This window comes from Gemmobacter aquaticus, assembly GCF_007859075.1.
Taxonomy (GTDB): domain Bacteria; phylum Pseudomonadota; class Alphaproteobacteria; order Rhodobacterales; family Rhodobacteraceae; genus Gemmobacter; species Gemmobacter aquaticus.
The window spans coordinates 333250-348556 of sequence record NZ_VOAK01000020.1; the positions used below are offsets into that span (position 1 = coordinate 333250).

The following is a 15307-nucleotide window of genomic DNA, read 5'->3' on the forward strand; positions in this document are numbered from 1 at the left end:
CCGGCTCAGCAGTTGGGGACGTTCACCGCAAGGCCACCCAGCGAGGTTTCCTTGTACTTTTCATGCATGTCATGGCCGGTCTGGCGCATCGTTTCGATACAGGCGTCGAGGCTGACGAGATGCACACCATCGCCGCGCATCGCAAGGCTTGCAGCCGACACCGCCTTGATGGCGCCAAGCCCGTTCCGTTCGATGCAGGGAACCTGAACCAGCCCCTTCACCGGGTCGCAGGTCATCCCGAGGTGATGTTCCAGCGCGATCTCGGCCGCGTTTTCAACCTGCATGGGCGTGCCACCCAGAACCGCGCAGAGGCCTGCGGCCGACATCGCGGCGGCCGATCCGACCTCGGCCTGACAGCCACATTCCGCGCCAGAGATCGAGGCGTTGTGCTTGCACAGCCCGCCAATTGCGGCGGCGGTCAGCAAGAACTCTCCGATACGCGCGCGGCTGGCACCGGGGACGTGATCGAGCCAATAGCGGATGACCGCCGGCAGAACGCCCGCAGCACCATTGGTGGGCGCGGTCACGACCTGCCCGCCTGCGGCGTTTTCCTCGTTCACCGCCATGGCGTAAAGGCTCATCCAGTCGTTGATGGTATGCGGTGCGGTCATGTTCAGCCCGCGTTCGGCCAGCAGCGCGTCATGAATTCCCTTGGCGCGACGACGCACCTTGAGGCCGCCGGGCAGGATGCCTTCGCCCTTCATGCCGCGCTCGATACAGGCGTCCATCACGTCCCAGAGGCGGGCAATCCCCTGATCGAGTTCTGCCTTTGAGCGGAAGACCAATTCGTTCGCGCGCTTCATTTCCGCGATGGACAGGCCAGACTTCCGCGCCATCTCCAGCATCTGCTCGGCGGTCTCGAAGGGATAGGGCACCGCAGGCCCGGATTTTGCAGCCTCGCCCTGTGCCAGCTCTGTGGCCGTCAGGACAAACCCACCCCCGATGGAATAGTAGGTCTCTTCAAGGATCACGTCGCCCTGCGCGTCAAGCGCGCGCAGGATCATCCCATTGGCATGTCCCGGCAGCGAGGGGCCAAAGTCAAAGATCATGTCGGTCTTGGGATCAAAGACCAGCGTGCCCAGACCCGGCGGGGTAATGGTGCGCGTGCGGTGGATCTCGGCCAGCGCGGCCTCGGCCTTGTCGTTGTCATAGGTTGCAGGCTCAAACCCCGCGAGGCCCAGAATCGTCGCGCGGTCAGTGGCGTGGCCAACACCGGTGAAGGCCAGCGAGCCATGGAGGCTTGCACGCAGGCCATGGGCATGGAACGGGCTGGACCGAAGCGTGGCCAGGAACCGGGCGGCGGCCACCATCGGGCCCATGGTGTGGCTGGACGACGGGCCAATGCCCACCTTGAACATGTCGAACACCGACAAAAACATGCGCGTCTCCCTGTTTCGCCCCACTATGCAGAGACGGGGCCGCGACGGGCGGAAAAAAACGACAGGGCAGGCGTGGAAAACGCGGTAACGCTGTCTTAACTTTCGTCGGGTGAACTGCGGCGGTGTCATGGAGGATGCGATGCGTAGGATTCTGGTGCTGGCCGTCGCGCTGGCGGCAACTGCGGGCGGTGCTTGGGCTCAGGCTGCACCCGACATGCCCGAGGATGTGCTCAAATCCATTCAGCGCAGCCCCTCTACATGGGAGAGGACGGCGATCGGCCTGATTCTTGGCTTTGGCGGCCCGAACGGGCTGACGGCCCAGGGGCTTGATCAGGCCATAGAGGTGCAGCGCGCCGGGGTACGGGCGCGGGCGCGGGCGGATCTGCTGGTTGCGGACCTGAACGATGATGGGGCAGTCAGCATCGAAGAGCGCGACCTCGCGCTGCGACCGCTGTCGGAAAACCACCGCGCCCGTCTGGTGCAGCGCCTGTTGGCTGCTGACGCGAATGGCGACGGAACGGTGACATCCGCCGAGGTCACGGCCGCAGCCCGGCGCGTGGCCGATGCAGAGCCTGACGCCGATCAGCTTGCGCGCCTGCGTGCAATCCTGGCGATGAATGCTGATGGCAAGGGCGGCGTCACGGTGGATGAACTGCATCGCGGGCTACAGCGGCTGATCGCCAAGTAACGGGTGCGGCAATCCCCTCTCGCACAAGCGCCGCCTTCGACCTATAAGCGGCCAGAGCTTGCGAAGGAGACAGATCATGCCCGCCGACCTTTCCGCCATCGACAAGGCCAAGTTCGTGGCCGCGCTGCGCGCTGTTGACCATGTGGAATCCGGCATGAAGCTGGGGCTGGGAACCGGCTCCACCGCCGCGTGGATGGTGCGCTGCCTTGCCGAACGGATCCGGGACGAGGGGCTGCGCGTCGTGGGCGTGCCCACCTCGATTCGCACGGCGGAACTCGCGCAAAGCCTTGGGGTGCCGATCACCACGCTGGATGAGGCGGGCTGGCTGGATCTGACGATCGACGGCGCCGATGAGTTTGACCCGGAGTTGAACCTGATCAAGGGCGGTGGTGCGGCGCTTCTGCGCGAAAAGATCGTGGCGACCGCGTCCGACCAGATGATCGTGATCGCCGATGCCGCCAAACAGGTGGCGCAACTTGGCGCCTTCCCGTTGCCGGTGGAGGTGATCCCGTTTGGCTGGAAGGCCACGCAGGCCCAGATCGAGGAAATGCTTGTCAGCATGGATGTTCTGGCCCGCGATGTGCGCCTGCGCCGGGCGGGGGACGATCCGGTGCTGACCGATCAGTCGAACTACATTCTCGATCTGCATCTGCGCCGGATCGGCAATCCGCGCCAGCTGTCGCTGGTGCTGAACCAGATCCCGGGCGTGGTTGAAAACGGGCTTTTCATCGACATCTGTGACAAGGTCGTCATCGGCCACGGCGACGGGCGCGTGCAGGTGCGTGACGTCAACTCGTCAGAGATCGAGGAAGAGTATGTTGAGTTCAAGCCGACCGACAACATCTTCGCCGATCTCGACGAATAAGGCGCGCTATTCATCGGCGACAAAGGGGGCGACGCATGAGCTTCGACTATGACCTGTTCGTGATCGGCGGCGGTTCGGGCGGGGTGCGCGCCGCGCGCATCGCCAGTGCCGAGGGCAAGGCGCGCGTGGGCCTCGCCGAGGAGTACCGCATGGGCGGTACCTGCGTGATCCGCGGCTGCGTTCCCAAGAAACTGATGGTCTATGCCAGCGAGTATCCGGGGATTATCGATGATGCCCGCGCCTATGGCTGGCAGGTCACGCCGGGCGCCTTCGACTGGTCGCAGTTCCGCCGCCAGCTAGAGGCAGAGCTGACGCGTCTTGAGGGCGCCTATCGATCGACCCTGCTGAATGCGGGGGTCGAGGTGCATGACCAGCGCGCGACGATCGTTGATCCGCACACGGTGGAGCTTGCCGACGGGCGGCGCTTTACCACCAAGCACATTCTGGTCGCGACCGGCGGGCGCCCGTTTGTCCCGGCGATTCCGGGGGCCGGGCTCGCCGTCACCTCGAACGAGATGTTCCACCTTGAAACGCTGCCCGCCCGCGCGCTGGTGGTGGGCGGCGGCTATATCGCGTCAGAGTTTGCCTGCATCCTCAACGGGTTGGGGGTGAAGGTGACGCAGGTCTACCGCGGCACCCAGATCCTGCGCGGCTTTGACGACGAGGCGCGCACCCATGTGGCAAATGCCATGGCCGCATCGGGTATCTCGATCCGCTGCAATGCCGATGTCGCGCGGCTTGACCGCACCGCAGGCGGTATCCGCGCCAGCATGATCGACGGATCGTCTGAGGACTATGATCTGGTGATGTACGCAACCGGCCGCCGCCCGAACACCGAAGGGTTGGGGCTTGATCGGGTGGGCGTGGTCATCGGCGGGCGGGGCGAGATCCGCGTCGATGGCTGGAGCCAGACGAATGTCCCTTCGATCTATGCCGTGGGGGACGTGACAGACCGCATCAACCTGACGCCGGTTGCGATCCGTGAGGGGCATGCTTTTGCCGATACGGTGTTCAACGCCCGCCCCCGGCAGGCGGATCACGATCTTGTGGCGTCCGCGGTCTTCACCCAGCCCGAACTGGGCAGCGTCGGGCTGACCGAAGAGGATGCCCGCGCGCAAGGCCCGATCGAGGTCTACGTGGCGACCTTCCGTCCGATGCAGAGCCTGTTCGCAGGTCGGCAGGATCGCGTGCTGATGAAGCTGATCGTGGCCGAGGACAGCCGCAAGGTGCTGGGCTGCCACATCGTCGGTCCCGGCGCCGGCGAGATGATCCAGCTTGCCGGGATCGCGGTGAAGATGGGCGCGACGAAAGAGGATTTCGACCGCACTGTGGCCGTGCACCCAACAATTTCCGAAGAACTGGTCACGATGCGCAGCCCGACACGTCGCGGATAACGCGCCAAAGGGTTGAAAACCGCGCCACAATCACCAGTTTGATCAGAACGCAACAATAGGAAAGCAGGCATGTCGAACGGAGGCCCCTGGGGCGGCGGTGGTGACAATCGCGATGGCCGTAATGATGGCAGGAATGACGGACGGCCGCCGCGCCGTCCGGGTGGCGAAGGTCCGCAGATTCCCGAGATAGATGAGATCGTGAAAAAGGGGCAGGAGCAGCTTCGCGTCCTTATGGGCGGTCGTGGGCGCTCTGGCGGGGGCGGCGGCAACGGCGGCAGCGGTGGTCCGGGCCCGATCCTGTCGGCCCAGGGCGCGGCGCTTGGTGTGCTGGCGCTGGCTGCGCTTTGGTCCTGGATGTCGTTCTATACGGTCAAGCCGGAGGAGCGGTCGGTCGAGCTGTTTCTGGGTGCCTTTTCCGACATCGGTCAGCCGGGCCTGAACTTCGCGCCATGGCCGGTGATGACGGCGGAAATCGTGCAGGTGACTGGCGAACGCACCACCGACATCGGCACCGGCCGCAATGGCGATGCCGACAGCGGCCTGATGCTGACGCGCGATCAGAACATCGTGGATATCGAGTTCCAGGTGGTCTGGAACGTCTCTGACCCCGAATCCTATCTTTTCAATCTTGCCGATCCGGCCGACACCATCCGTGCGGTCTCGGCCTCGGCCATGCGCGACATCATTGCGCGGTCGGAACTGACGCCGGTTCTGAACACCGGGCGGGCAGACATCGCAGCCGACCTGCGTGAGAATGTTCAGGCGACGCTCGACAGCTATCAGGCCGGGATCAGCGTGATCCGGGTGAACTTTGACCGCGCTGACCCGCCTCGCGAGGTGTCGGATGCCTTCCGCGAGGTTCAGGCCGCCCAGCAAGAGCGCGATCGTTTGCAGAAAGAGGCTGACGCCTATGCCAACCGCGTGACGGCTGGCGCGCGCGGTGAGGCTGCCCGCCTTCTTGAAGACGCCGAGGCCTATCGCGCCCGCGTGGTCAACGACGCGCAGGGTGAGGCGAGCCGCTTCCTTGCGGTCTATGCCGAGTATGTGAAGGCGCCCGAGGTTACGCGCCGGCGCATGTATCTGGAAACCATGGAAAATGTGCTGGGTGGCATCAACAAGGTCATCCTTGACGGTGTAACCGGCGAGGGCGGTGTGGTGCCCTATCTGCCGCTGAACGAACTGACGCGCCCGGCGGCTCCCGCCCAGCAGGGAGGCAACTGACATGTCGCGTATCCAGTACATCCTTCCGGCGGTCTTTGCAGTGGGGGCGCTTGCGCTATCCTCGGTGTTCATCGTTGATGAGCGAGAACAGGTGCTGGTCCTGCAGTTTGGGCAGGTCAAGCAAGAGATCCGCGATCCGGGTATGGGGTTCAAGGTGCCCTTCATACAGGACGTGGTGCGCTATGAGGATCGTATCCTCGGCCTGCAGACACAGCCGCTCGAGGTGACGTTGAAGGACAACCGCCGCCTGATCGTTGATGCGTTTACCCGCTGGCGGATCGTCGATCTGGTGTCCTTCCGTGAGGCGGTTGGCCCCGGTGGTGTCGAATCCGCACAGGCGCGCATCGACCGGATCGTGAGCGCGGCCATCCGCGAGGTTCTGGGTTCGGTTGTCTCGAACGCGGTCCTGTCCGAAGACCGGACCGGGCTGATGAACCGCATCCGTGACATTGCCCGGCGCGAGGCTGGAAGCCTTGGGGTCGAGGTGATCGACCTTCGGCTGACGCGGACCGATCTGCCGGAACAGAACCTTGCCGCGACCTACGCCCGGATGCGCGCCGAGCGCGAGCGCGAGGCCGCCGACGAGATCGCCCGCGGTAATGAGGCGGCAAGCCGCCTGCGCGCGGCGGCCGACCGCGAGGTCGTCGAGGTGACATCTGATGCCCGGCGTCAGGCCGAGGTGATCCGGGGTGAAGCCGATGCCAAGCGGAACGCAATATACGCGGAAGCCTTTGGTCAGGACCCCGAGTTCTTTACCTTCACCCGGTCACTGACAGCCTATGAGCGTTCGATGCGCGAGGGAAATGCCTCGATCGTGATGCAGCCCGACAGCGTGTTCTTTGACTATCTGAACGATCCGAACGGACGGCCTGCGGCGCCTGCGCAGCAATAATCCGGACCGGTCCGATCACATGATCCTGACGCCCCCGAAAGCCAGCCTCTCGGGGGCGTTATCTTTCCCTAGCGGCAACCACACGAAGCGATCACGGGACTTGAAACAAAGGCTCACGCCCGTTTGACGCGCCGCGACGGGGGTTTGCATTGCGTTATTGTGGTCTTGGTTGTTTGCTGTGGCCAACCCGGCTGTCGCGCCGGGACATTCATGCGACCGAAAAGGAGTTTCGCGGTGCTGTTCCACACCATTTCCTCTGGCATATCGCCCGTGACCGCACGCCTGCGGATGACGCGGCTGGCTGGCGCCCTGCTCTTGGGGGCTGCGCTGGCCACGGGGCCTGCACATTTCGCCGAAGCGCGCGGCGCCCCTGAAAGCTTTGCCGACCTTGCCGAACAGATCAGCCCGGCGGTGGTGAACATCACCACATCGTCCGTGGTCGAAACGGCGACCACCGAGGCGCCCGAGCTGCCCGAGGGGCTGCAGGACTTCTTCGACCAGTTCGAGAACGGTCCCGGCGGCCCGAGCGGCCCGCGCCGGTCCGAAGCGCTTGGCTCGGGCTTCGTGATCTCGGAAGACGGCTATATCGTTACGAACAACCACGTGATCGAGGGCACCGACGAGATCGAGGTCGAGTTCTTCTCGCACAAACGCCTTCCGGCCAAGCTGGTCGGGCGCGACCCCAAGACCGATATCGCGCTGCTCAAGGTGGAATCGGAAGAGCCGTTGTCCTTTGTCAACTTCGGCAACAGCGACCTGACGCGCGTGGGCGATTGGGTCATGGCCATGGGCAACCCGCTGGGGCAGGGCTTCTCGGTTTCGGCCGGGATCGTCTCGGCCCGTGGGCGCGAGCTTCAGGGCACCTATGACGATTTCATCCAGACCGATGCCGCGATCAACAAGGGCAACTCGGGCGGGCCGCTCTTCAACATGGATGGGCAGGTGATCGGCGTGAACACCGCGATCCTGTCGCCCACCGGCGGCTCGATCGGGATCGGGTTCTCGATGGCCTCGAACGTCGTCAGCAAGGTGGTCGATCAGCTGCGCGAGTTCGGTGAAACCCGCCGCGGCTGGCTGGGCGTGCGCATTCAGGACGTGACCCCGGACGTGGCCGAGGCGATGGGCCTTGGCGAAGGCACCGCCGGCGCGCTGGTAACGGATGTGCCTGACGGTCCGGCCAAGGATGCGGGGCTGATGGCCGGCGACGTGATCACCGGGTTCAACGGCCAGACCATCAAGGACGTGCATGATCTGACCCGCCGTGTGGCCGATGCGCCGATCGGTGAAGAGGTCCCGCTGGAGATCGTCCGCGAGGGCAAGAGCGAGACCCTGCAGGTCAAGCTGGGGCGCCGGGAAGAGGCCGAGGCGGTCGAGGAAGCCGTTGCGAAGCCCGGTGCCGATATGCCGGCCGAGGTGGAGCTTCTGGGCCTGACCGTGCAGCCGATCAGCCCGGAGATCGCCCAGCAGTTGAACCTGCCCGAGGACGCCGAGGGGCTGGTTGTCACCAAGGTCGACGCGACGTCCGAGGCCTATACCAAGGGGCTGCGCGAGGGCGACGTGATCACCGAGGCGGGCCAGCAAAAGGTCGCGACGCTAAAGGACCTGCGTGACCGCGTGTCCGAGGCCAAGGACGCCGGACGCAAGTCGATCCTTCTCTTGATCCGCCGCGAGGGTGATCCGCGATTTGTGGCCCTGTCGGTCGAGTGAACCGCCGAACACGTGCGGAAGGGGCGGTGCCATCGGCGCCGCCCTTTTCCTTTGGCACGTTCAGCCGATCTCGCGCAGCAGGCGGCTTCGGAAGGATGCCATCCATTCTGCGCGCTCTTCGGCGATGCGGCGCCCTGTTGCGGTCTTCATCGTGTCGACGATGCGAAAGAGCTTCACCTCCAGATGATCGAGCGCAAATGCGCGATCATTCAAAGGGCGGTGCCGGGCCAGCGGATCATCCGCATCGAAAAGCAGGCCCCCCGTCGCGCCCGCCACATGGAACATCCGGGCGATGCCAAGCGCGCCAAGCGCCTCCAGCCGGTCTGCGTCCTGCAGTATGCGCGCGTCAACCGTCGTGGGCTCGATCCCGGCGGAAAAACTGTGTGCCGCAATGGCATGGGCCACGGCATCCAGCTTGTCGGCCGGGTAGGCTTGTGTGCCAAGCCAATCCACAGCGACCTTTGCAGACGCCTGCGACGCCTGCGCCCGGTCAGGATGAGTCTTCGGCAGGTTCACCGCATCGTGGAAGATGGCGGCGGGCAGCAGTACCTGCAAATCGGCGCCCGGTTCATCCATCGCGATGGTCTGGCAATTTGCCCAGACCCGCCGCAGATGCCCAAGGTCATGCGCGCCATCGGGCTTGCCACCCCAAAGGCGCAGAACCTCGGCTTCGCAAGCTTGGCGGAAGGCGTCCGTCGAGGGTGCCATCACAGGTCTGCCCGTGCGACCGGCACAAGGCCCAGCGATTGTGCGGCAGCCAGCGTCAGGACCGGCAGGTCAAGGCCCAGCGATTGCTGATAGGCGCGCACGGCCTGCTGGGTCGGGGCATCCATCGCGCCCGTGACCGCACCCCGGAAGAACCCGCGCGCCTGCAATGCGCGTTGCAGCGAGGCGAGGAACTCGGGCGTCATCACCTCGGGGCAGGGAACGCGGAAATGGATCGTGCCGGGTGTCGCCGGGGTATTGGCAGATGGCGCGCGGCCCGGCGGAACCAGGTTCGCGCTGCGGCTGTCCCAACACTCACCCTCTGCAGGTTCTGGGATTGGTGCGGTGCCTTCCACGATGACACTCGCCAGCAGATCCGTTTTTTGCGGCGGCTTCACCAGCGGCGACTTGGGCTGACAGGCCGCAAGGCTGATCAACAGCAAAAGGCTGGTTGCTGCGCGCAGGATCATATGGGCGTCTCCTTGCTGTTATGCGGACCAATCGGGCGGACCTGTGATGCGGGGGCGAACATACCGGCGTTTCCGCAGCGGCGGAAGGGCTGCAAAGATGTCACCCCGGCCGGGCTGGAAGCTGCCCGCGAATTCGCCTATGTGTGCGGCAGCGAAGGTTAAACGGGGCCCGGCAAATGGCGAAGATCACCTATGTGGAATTTGGTGGCAAACAGCACATCATCGACGTACCCAGCGGTATGACCGTGATGGAAGGCGCGCGCGACAATGGCGTGCCCGGCATCGAGGCGGATTGCGGCGGTGCCTGCGCGTGCTCCACCTGCCACGTATATGTGGCGCCCGAGTGGGTGGGACGTTTGCCTAAAAAAGACGCGATGGAAGAGGACATGCTGGATTTCGCCTGGCAGCCCGATCCTGAGCGTTCGCGTCTGACCTGCCAGCTCAAGGTCAGCGATGCGCTGGACGGTCTGGTCGTCTACCTGCCCGAAAAGCAGATCTGATCGCCGCTTGCGCGCAGGGCGCGGCGTCAGTTCGCCCTGCGGCGCGACAGGAACGGCAGCGGGGCCACCGGCACGCCGTCCTCGATCAGCTTGCGCGCTTCATCGGGGCGCGCCTCTCCATGGATGGCGCGCTCTGGTGCGTCGCCATCATGCATCTTCCGCGCCTCGGCCGCGAAGTTCATCCCGACATATTCCGAATTTGCCTCGATCTCGCGCCGCAGCGCGGCGATAGCTTGCTCCACTTCGGATTCCGGTGTCTGCAAGACGCCCTCATGTGCCGCAGGCGCTCCACGCGTGGCAACGCCGGGGGTCATCAAGGCCTTTTCGATCCGGTTGCCGCCACAGATCGCGCAGGACAGCAGGCCACGCGCCTTCAGATCCTCGAATGCGGCGGCGGAGCCGAACCAGCTTTCAAAGTCGTGGCCTTCTTCACAATGCAGCGCATATCGGATCATTCGGATCGCCGTCGGTTTGGCAGGTCAGTCAACAGACATGGCCTGTGCGCCGGAAAAGTTCAAGAACCCCCCGGATCGGCGCCGGGCGATGGCGTATCGTCAGATGCGGGTCTGAAAGCCAGCGTACCGTCGTTTGCGCGCACCAAACCCGCCAGCAGGATCTGCAGTTCCGGCTCATCAACCTTGGTTGCGGCCTTGGTCGCGGAAAACCACTTGCGCCGACGCTGCTGACGTTCAGGAAATCGTTTGGCGAGTTCCGCGACCTTGATCCCATAAAGTGCCACGACGCACGGCAGGGCGCTGCGGGTCGGGCCGATCAACTTGTCATAGGAGTATATCCCAAGGCAATGCGGACGTGTCGGGCCGCGCACCCCGGCCTCTTCCCAAGCTTCGCGGGCGGCGGACTGTTCTGGCGTCGTTCCCTTGATGGGCCAGCCCTTCGGCACCACCCAGCGACCCGTCTCACGGCTGGTGACAAGAAGGACCTGCACACCGTCCTTTGAGGGGCGCCAGCAAATTGCGCCATACTGAGTTCTGGGTTCTGTCCCGATTGCGGACAGAGTGCCGCCTTTGATGTCAATCGTCACGATCAATGCCTGTTCTTTGCGGTGGCTCTGCGGTCACCTGGGTCGTTTAGGAATGCTCCTGCCTGCACGAGGTCGTTGGTAGAGTATTGGCATGTCTGCCCTGTAATTCAAGGGGCGCGGATGCTCCGGCGAGCTGACAGCCCTGCATGATGCGTTGATGCGCCATTGCCGAGGCCACGGATCACGCTAATCTCTGAACGCAAAAGGGGCAGCGGGGTCAGGGCATGACGGGCGGCCAGCAGGGCGCTTTCGGGCAGTGGTTGACGGGCGAGGGCGCGATGGACGCAGGCCAATTGGCATTCGCTTGCGCGCCGACCGGGGCGTGGGCGGCGGAAGAGGCCATCTTTGTCGGATCGGAAATCTATCGCGGCTCGTCCTACGGCGGACTTCATCCCCTACGCGTGCCGCGCGTCTCGACGGTGATGGACCTCGCGCGCGCATTGGGCTGGTTGCCTGCCGCGCGCTATCGGACAAGCCCGCGTGCAAAGCCCGCCGCCCTGCGCCAATGGCATGATCCTGACTATGTCGACGCCCTGCATGAGGCCGAGGCGATGACCCGCGCGGGGCAGCCTTTGCCCGAGGCGTGGAGGACGCGGTTTGGTCTGGGGACCTTGTCAAACCCCGCCTTCCCCGAGATGTTCCGTCGGCCAGCGACCGGGGCGGGCGGTATGATCTGGGCGGCCGAGACGCTCGCCCTGCGCGCATCTGGCACAATCCATGTTCCGGGCGGTGGCACGCATCATGGCCTGCGTGGCAGGGCTTCGGGCTTTTGCTATCTGAATGATGTGGCACTTGGGCTGACGGCGCTCAGACGTGCCGGGCTGCGGCGTCTGGCCTATGTGGACATTGACGCCCATCATGCCGACGGGGTTGAGCTTGCCTTTGCCGATGATCCCGATGTGCTGGTGATCTCGGTCCATGAAGAAGGGCGCTGGCCGTTCACCGGCGGCCTGAGCGATCAGGGCGTGGGCAATGTGTTCAACCTGCCGGTGCCGCGCGGCTTCAACGACAGCGAGATGGTCGAGGTCTGCGAGCGGCTGATCGCGCCGCGCGTCGCGGCCCACGGGGCCGAGGCAATCGTGCTGCAATGCGGTGCGGACGCGCTTGAGGAGGATCCGTTGGCCCGGCTGTCGCTCTCGAACCGGGCGCATCTTGGGGTGCTGGATGCGCTGCGCCCGCTTGCGCCCCGTCTGATCGTGACCGGCGGTGGGGGGTATAATCCGTGGTCGGTGGCGCGGCTCTGGACGGCTATATGGGGGCGCCTTTCGGGACGCGAGATGCCCGACCGGCTGCCGCCCGATGCCGAGGCGGTCTTGCGCGGTGTCGGCTGGAACGGTGGCGCGCGCCCCTTGCCAGCCGATACGCTTTGCACCACGCTGATTGACGAACCCCGGCCGGGCCCCGTGCGCGACGTGATCCGCACCCGGCTGACCCTGTTGGAGCGTCGATGATCCGCGCCTTCGTTGCCATTCCGCTGCCCGATGAGATCCGCGCCAGCCTGCGCCTGTTGCAGGCCCGTCTGCCCATGCCCGCGACTGTGGACGAGGCCGACTTTCACCTGACCCTGGTCTTTCTGGGCGAACAGCCCGACCATGTGCTGCAAGACATCCATGAGGGGCTGTCAGAGCTGCGCATGCCGCCCTTCACGCTGGAACTTGCCGCCGTCAACAGCTTTGGCGGCGCAAAGCCGCGGGTCGTCTGGGCGGGCGTCGCCCCGTCCGAGGCGCTGTCGCGTCTGCAGGCAAAGGTCGCGCAGGTCGTGGTGCGCGCAGGCGTCCACGCGCAGGCCAAGGGCTATGCGCCGCATGTCACGCTGGCGCGGTTGCATGCGCCCGATCCCGATACGGTTGCTCGCCTGTCTGCCGCGATGGCCATGCGGCAGGACTATCGCGCCGGGCCATGGCAGGTCAGCGAATTTGCCCTTTATGCCTCACACTCCCGGTCACGCGGCCCGAAGTATGAGGTTCTGACCTCTTACCCGTTGTCCTGACCGGGCAGCGCCTGCAGGACGGCCGTGACCAGCGCGCTTTCGTCGGCAGGCGTCAGCGCAGCCCGCGCGGCACTCGCAAGGGCCAGTTGGCGATCCATGTCCAGCGTCTTCAGAGCCGCGCCCAAGGTTTCGGCCGTGACCGCGAGCGCACCGCCCGCGGCATCGAGCGCTGCATAGGCATCGGCGAAATTCGCGACATTGGGACCATGTAGGATGGCCGAGCGATGTGCCGCAGGTTCATAGGGCGTGTGGCCGCCGGCATCCCCGAAGCTGCCACAAACCAGGGTGACACCCGCCATCGCGTACCATTGCGCCATCTCGCCCAGCGTGTCGGCCACGTAGACCGCAATGCCGGGAGTCAGCGGCTGGTTTGCCGAACGGATTGCGAAGGGAAGGCCCGTCGCCTGCACCAGCGCGCGCACCTCGGCAATCCGGCGCGGATGGCGTGGGGCGAGGATCAGCAGATCGAAGGCCCCGTCGCGATGCGCCTCGGCAAAGCCGTTCAGCACGATCGCCTCTTCGCCCTCATGCGTGGAGGCGGCCAGAAGGACACGATCCCGCGCAGCACCCACGGGGGCGGAAGGACCCGGCTCGGCATCGTCCAGGCCATGCGCCTTGAGCATCAGTTGCGGCCCAAGCCGCTCTTGCGGCAATCCGAGTGTGACGAACCGCTTGGCCGATCCCGCATCCTGTGCCGAAACCAGCCGCAGCCGCGCCATGATCAGCGCCATCAGCTTGGGTGCCACCCGTGCCCAACGGCGGGCCGACCTTTCGGACATGCGCGCACCGATGCAGATCACCGGGCCTGCGTCAGCCATCTGCAAGATCCGCTCGGGCCAGAGCTCGTTTTCCAGAAAGACCAGCGCGCGGGGGCGCCATACCTTGCGGAACCGCCGGACTGCCCCTGCCGTGTCGAAGGGCGCAAGACGGGCCGAGGTGCGGGGCAGGTGCCAGTCTGATACCATCTGCCGCGCGGTCCAACTGTTACAGGTGATGACCAGCCGCAGATCGGGTCGCGCTGCGATGATCCGCTCGATAAGCCATCGCGCTGATGTCAGCTCGCCATTCGACGCACCGTGCAGCCACAACTCGGCCTCGCCGCCAGTAGCCAGACCAAAGCGCTCGGCAAAGGCCCCCGCACCGACGAGTCCGCGCACCCGCAAGACAAGCAGATGCAGCGCCAGCGCTGGCGTCAGAATCCACAGTATTGCGCGATAAAGGCCCATGTCCTCTCCGGTCTGGCCCCTCTGGGGCAGCGCCAAAGCCATAGGCCGAAGGCGCATCCGGGGCAAGCGCCGCGCAGTTTGTCGCAGTGGTGCGAAACTTAGAATTGATCCAAGTCAAAGCGCCAAGCCCCCGGTCTGCGACTGTCGCCCCGACGCGCGAAGCCATCATGAGGATCACCCAAGATGCGACTTCTTCCTGCCTTGCTGATTGCCGTTGCGGGCATTCCTGCCGCCGCCCATGCCGATGCGCTGCGGGATCAGGCGCTTGACCTGTTCAAGCCGTTGCCGTCAACCATCCCGGCAATCAAGGATAACCCGGTGACGCCCGAGAAGATCACCCTCGGTCGGTCGCTCTTCTTTGATCCGCGCCTTTCGGCATCTGGTGTGTTCTCTTGCTACTCCTGCCACAATCTTGCGACGGGCGGGGACGACAACATGGAAACCTCGGTCGGCCATGGTTGGCAAAAGGGACCACGCAATGCGCCCACCGCCCTCAATGCCGTGCTGAATGAGGCGCAATTCTGGGACGGCCGTGCCGATGACCTGAAGGCGCAGGCAAAAGGCCCGATCCAGGCCGGGGTCGAGATGGCGAATACGCCCGACAATGTGGTGGCGACCCTTGCCTCGATGCCTGACTACGTCAGCAAGTTCAGGGCGGCCTTCCCCGGCGAGGGGGATGCGGTAACCTTTGACAACATGGCGCGCGCGATCGAGGCGTTCGAGGCCACGCTGATCACCCCGGCCCCCTTCGACGCCTGGCTGAACGGTGATGACCATGCCCTGACGGCCGAGGCGAAGGCGGGGCTTCAGCTTTTTGTCGACAAGGGCTGCTCGTCTTGCCATTCGGGAGTCAACGTGGGCGGCCATGGCTACTACCCCTTCGGTCTGATCGAAAAACCCGGATCCGAAGTGCTGCCGCCCGGTGACAAGGGCCGCTTTGCCGTGACCGAAACGGCGGATGATGAATATGTCTTCCGCGCTGCCCCCTTGCGCAACGTTGGTGTTACCGCGCCTTATTTCCACTCGGGCAAGGTCTGGGACCTGAGCGTGGCAGTCGACATCATGGCCGAAAGCCAGCTTGGTGAGGCGCTACAGCCGCAAGAGACCAAGGCGTTGGTCGCCTTCCTCGACAGCCTTACCGGAACCATGCCCGAAGTTGTGGTGCCGGTTCTGCCGGCCGAGACCGCGACGACGCCGCGCCCGACGTCCGAGATCCAGTAATCGGCGC

Annotated in this window: 16 protein-coding genes; 10 read left to right on the plus strand and 6 right to left on the minus strand. The window is 65.0% G+C overall.

The genetic code is table 11. The features are described 5' to 3' along the window. Window positions 1-5 precede the first annotated feature (5 nt). Entirely contained in the window at window positions 6-1379 is a 1374-nt protein-coding gene (locus FQU74_RS11295; RefSeq protein WP_146286563.1) for an L-serine ammonia-lyase, read from the minus strand. Between the two features lie 139 nt (window positions 1380-1518). Between FQU74_RS11295 and FQU74_RS11300 the strand changes: the two genes are divergently transcribed. The 6 genes from FQU74_RS11300 to FQU74_RS11325 all read left to right on the plus strand — a co-directional run bounded on the left by FQU74_RS11300 (window position 1519) and on the right by FQU74_RS11325 (window position 8146). After that, complete coding sequence (locus FQU74_RS11300) at window positions 1519-2067, plus strand: CREC-EF hand family protein (RefSeq protein WP_158635579.1); 549 nt, start codon at window positions 1519-1521, stop codon at window positions 2065-2067. A 76-nt stretch (window positions 2068-2143) separates the two neighbouring features. Further along, window positions 2144-2932, plus strand: a complete 789-nt coding sequence (rpiA, locus tag FQU74_RS11305) for a ribose-5-phosphate isomerase RpiA (RefSeq protein WP_146286565.1) — start codon at window positions 2144-2146, stop codon at window positions 2930-2932. Window positions 2933-2967: 35 nt separating this feature from the next. Beyond that, the gene (gor, locus tag FQU74_RS11310; protein ID WP_146286566.1) at window positions 2968-4326 is read left to right on the plus strand and encodes a glutathione-disulfide reductase; all 1359 of its coding nucleotides are present in this window, start codon (window positions 2968-2970) and stop codon (window positions 4324-4326) included. A gap of 69 nt (window positions 4327-4395) precedes the next feature. Continuing rightward, on the plus strand, window positions 4396-5547 hold the full coding sequence (hflK, locus tag FQU74_RS11315; protein ID WP_146286567.1) for an FtsH protease activity modulator HflK: 1152 nt from the start codon (window positions 4396-4398) through the stop codon (window positions 5545-5547). Between the two features lies 1 nt (window position 5548). Further along, window positions 5549-6439 carry a protease modulator HflC gene (gene hflC, locus FQU74_RS11320; protein ID WP_146286568.1) on the plus strand — a complete coding sequence of 297 codons (891 nt, stop codon included), beginning with the start codon at window positions 5549-5551 and terminating at the stop codon, window positions 6437-6439. A 210-nt stretch (window positions 6440-6649) separates the two neighbouring features. Further along, window positions 6650-8146 (plus strand): DegQ family serine endoprotease, encoded by a 1497-nt coding sequence (locus FQU74_RS11325; RefSeq protein ID WP_146286569.1) that lies wholly within the window; start codon window positions 6650-6652, stop codon window positions 8144-8146. 60 nt (window positions 8147-8206) lie between these two features. On the opposite strand, the gene FQU74_RS11330 is transcribed toward FQU74_RS11325, so the two are convergent. Together FQU74_RS11330 and FQU74_RS11335 are read right to left on the minus strand one after the other, a co-directional pair. Continuing rightward, entirely contained in the window at window positions 8207-8854 is a 648-nt protein-coding gene (locus tag FQU74_RS11330; RefSeq protein ID WP_146286570.1) for an HD domain-containing protein, read from the minus strand. Beyond that, a complete protein-coding gene (locus FQU74_RS11335) occupies window positions 8854-9321 on the minus strand; it encodes a peptidoglycan-binding domain-containing protein (RefSeq protein ID WP_146286571.1) in 468 nt (155 codons plus the stop codon). The genes FQU74_RS11330 and FQU74_RS11335 overlap by 1 nt, the downstream gene beginning before the upstream one ends. Window positions 9322-9497: 176 nt before the next feature. Between FQU74_RS11335 and FQU74_RS11340 the strand changes: the two genes are divergently transcribed. Further along, the gene (locus FQU74_RS11340) at window positions 9498-9821 is read left to right on the plus strand and encodes a 2Fe-2S iron-sulfur cluster-binding protein (protein WP_146286572.1); all 324 of its coding nucleotides are present in this window, start codon (window positions 9498-9500) and stop codon (window positions 9819-9821) included. 26 nt (window positions 9822-9847) lie between these two features. Here FQU74_RS11340 and FQU74_RS11345 read toward each other — a convergent pair whose 3' ends face one another. Beyond that, window positions 9848-10276 carry a DUF1178 family protein gene (locus FQU74_RS11345; protein WP_146286573.1) on the minus strand — a complete coding sequence of 143 codons (429 nt, stop codon included), beginning with the start codon at window positions 10274-10276 and terminating at the stop codon, window positions 9848-9850. Window positions 10277-10335: 59 nt separating this feature from the next. Then, window positions 10336-10863 (minus strand): NUDIX hydrolase, encoded by a 528-nt coding sequence (locus tag FQU74_RS11350; RefSeq protein ID WP_146286574.1) that lies wholly within the window; start codon window positions 10861-10863, stop codon window positions 10336-10338. A gap of 278 nt (window positions 10864-11141) precedes the next feature. On the opposite strand from FQU74_RS11350, the gene FQU74_RS11355 reads away from it, so the two are divergent. Then, window positions 11142-12314: an acetoin utilization protein AcuC gene (locus tag FQU74_RS11355; RefSeq protein WP_146286659.1), complete on the plus strand. Its 1173-nt coding sequence runs from the start codon at window positions 11142-11144 to the stop codon at window positions 12312-12314. After that, window positions 12311-12853: an RNA 2',3'-cyclic phosphodiesterase gene (thpR, locus tag FQU74_RS11360; protein ID WP_146286575.1), complete on the plus strand. Its 543-nt coding sequence runs from the start codon at window positions 12311-12313 to the stop codon at window positions 12851-12853. The genes FQU74_RS11355 and thpR overlap by 4 nt, the downstream gene beginning before the upstream one ends. On the opposite strand, the gene FQU74_RS11365 is transcribed toward thpR, so the two are convergent. Beyond that, window positions 12838-14079 (minus strand): 3-deoxy-D-manno-octulosonic acid transferase, encoded by a 1242-nt coding sequence (locus FQU74_RS11365; RefSeq protein WP_158635580.1) that lies wholly within the window; start codon window positions 14077-14079, stop codon window positions 12838-12840. The two genes, thpR and FQU74_RS11365, sit on opposite strands and share 16 nt — an antisense overlap. Window positions 14080-14262: 183 nt before the next feature. Here FQU74_RS11365 and FQU74_RS11370 point away from each other — a divergent pair, with 183 nt between their 5' ends. Further along, window positions 14263-15300, plus strand: coding sequence for a cytochrome-c peroxidase (locus FQU74_RS11370; protein ID WP_146286577.1), 1038 nt, complete (start codon window positions 14263-14265; stop codon window positions 15298-15300). The last annotated feature ends 7 nt before the right edge of the window (window positions 15301-15307 follow it).

Excerpts from the sequence above, each read along its gene's own strand:
- FQU74_RS11340 (WP_146286572.1), top strand. The coding sequence starts at position 9,498 with ATGGCGAAGATCACCTATGTGGAATTTGGTGGCAAACAGCACATCATC.
- FQU74_RS11345 (WP_146286573.1), bottom strand. The coding sequence starts at position 10,276 with ATGATCCGATATGCGCTGCATTGTGAAGAAGGCCACGACTTTGAAAGC.
- hflC (WP_146286568.1), top strand. The coding sequence starts at position 5,549 with ATGTCGCGTATCCAGTACATCCTTCCGGCGGTCTTTGCAGTGGGGGCG.
- FQU74_RS11330 (WP_146286570.1), bottom strand. The coding sequence starts at position 8,854 with ATGGCACCCTCGACGGACGCCTTCCGCCAAGCTTGCGAAGCCGAGGTT.
- hflK (WP_146286567.1), top strand. The coding sequence starts at position 4,396 with ATGTCGAACGGAGGCCCCTGGGGCGGCGGTGGTGACAATCGCGATGGC.
- rpiA (WP_146286565.1), top strand. The coding sequence starts at position 2,144 with ATGCCCGCCGACCTTTCCGCCATCGACAAGGCCAAGTTCGTGGCCGCG.
- FQU74_RS11300 (WP_158635579.1), top strand. The coding sequence starts at position 1,519 with ATGCGTAGGATTCTGGTGCTGGCCGTCGCGCTGGCGGCAACTGCGGGC.
- FQU74_RS11355 (WP_146286659.1), top strand. The coding sequence starts at position 11,142 with ATGGACGCAGGCCAATTGGCATTCGCTTGCGCGCCGACCGGGGCGTGG.
- FQU74_RS11365 (WP_158635580.1), bottom strand. The coding sequence starts at position 14,079 with ATGGGCCTTTATCGCGCAATACTGTGGATTCTGACGCCAGCGCTGGCG.
- gor (WP_146286566.1), top strand. The coding sequence starts at position 2,968 with ATGAGCTTCGACTATGACCTGTTCGTGATCGGCGGCGGTTCGGGCGGG.
- FQU74_RS11325 (WP_146286569.1), top strand. The coding sequence starts at position 6,650 with ATGCGACCGAAAAGGAGTTTCGCGGTGCTGTTCCACACCATTTCCTCT.
- FQU74_RS11370 (WP_146286577.1), top strand. The coding sequence starts at position 14,263 with ATGCGACTTCTTCCTGCCTTGCTGATTGCCGTTGCGGGCATTCCTGCC.
- FQU74_RS11335 (WP_146286571.1), bottom strand. The coding sequence starts at position 9,321 with ATGATCCTGCGCGCAGCAACCAGCCTTTTGCTGTTGATCAGCCTTGCG.
- thpR (WP_146286575.1), top strand. The coding sequence starts at position 12,311 with ATGATCCGCGCCTTCGTTGCCATTCCGCTGCCCGATGAGATCCGCGCC.
- FQU74_RS11295 (WP_146286563.1), bottom strand. The coding sequence starts at position 1,379 with ATGTTTTTGTCGGTGTTCGACATGTTCAAGGTGGGCATTGGCCCGTCG.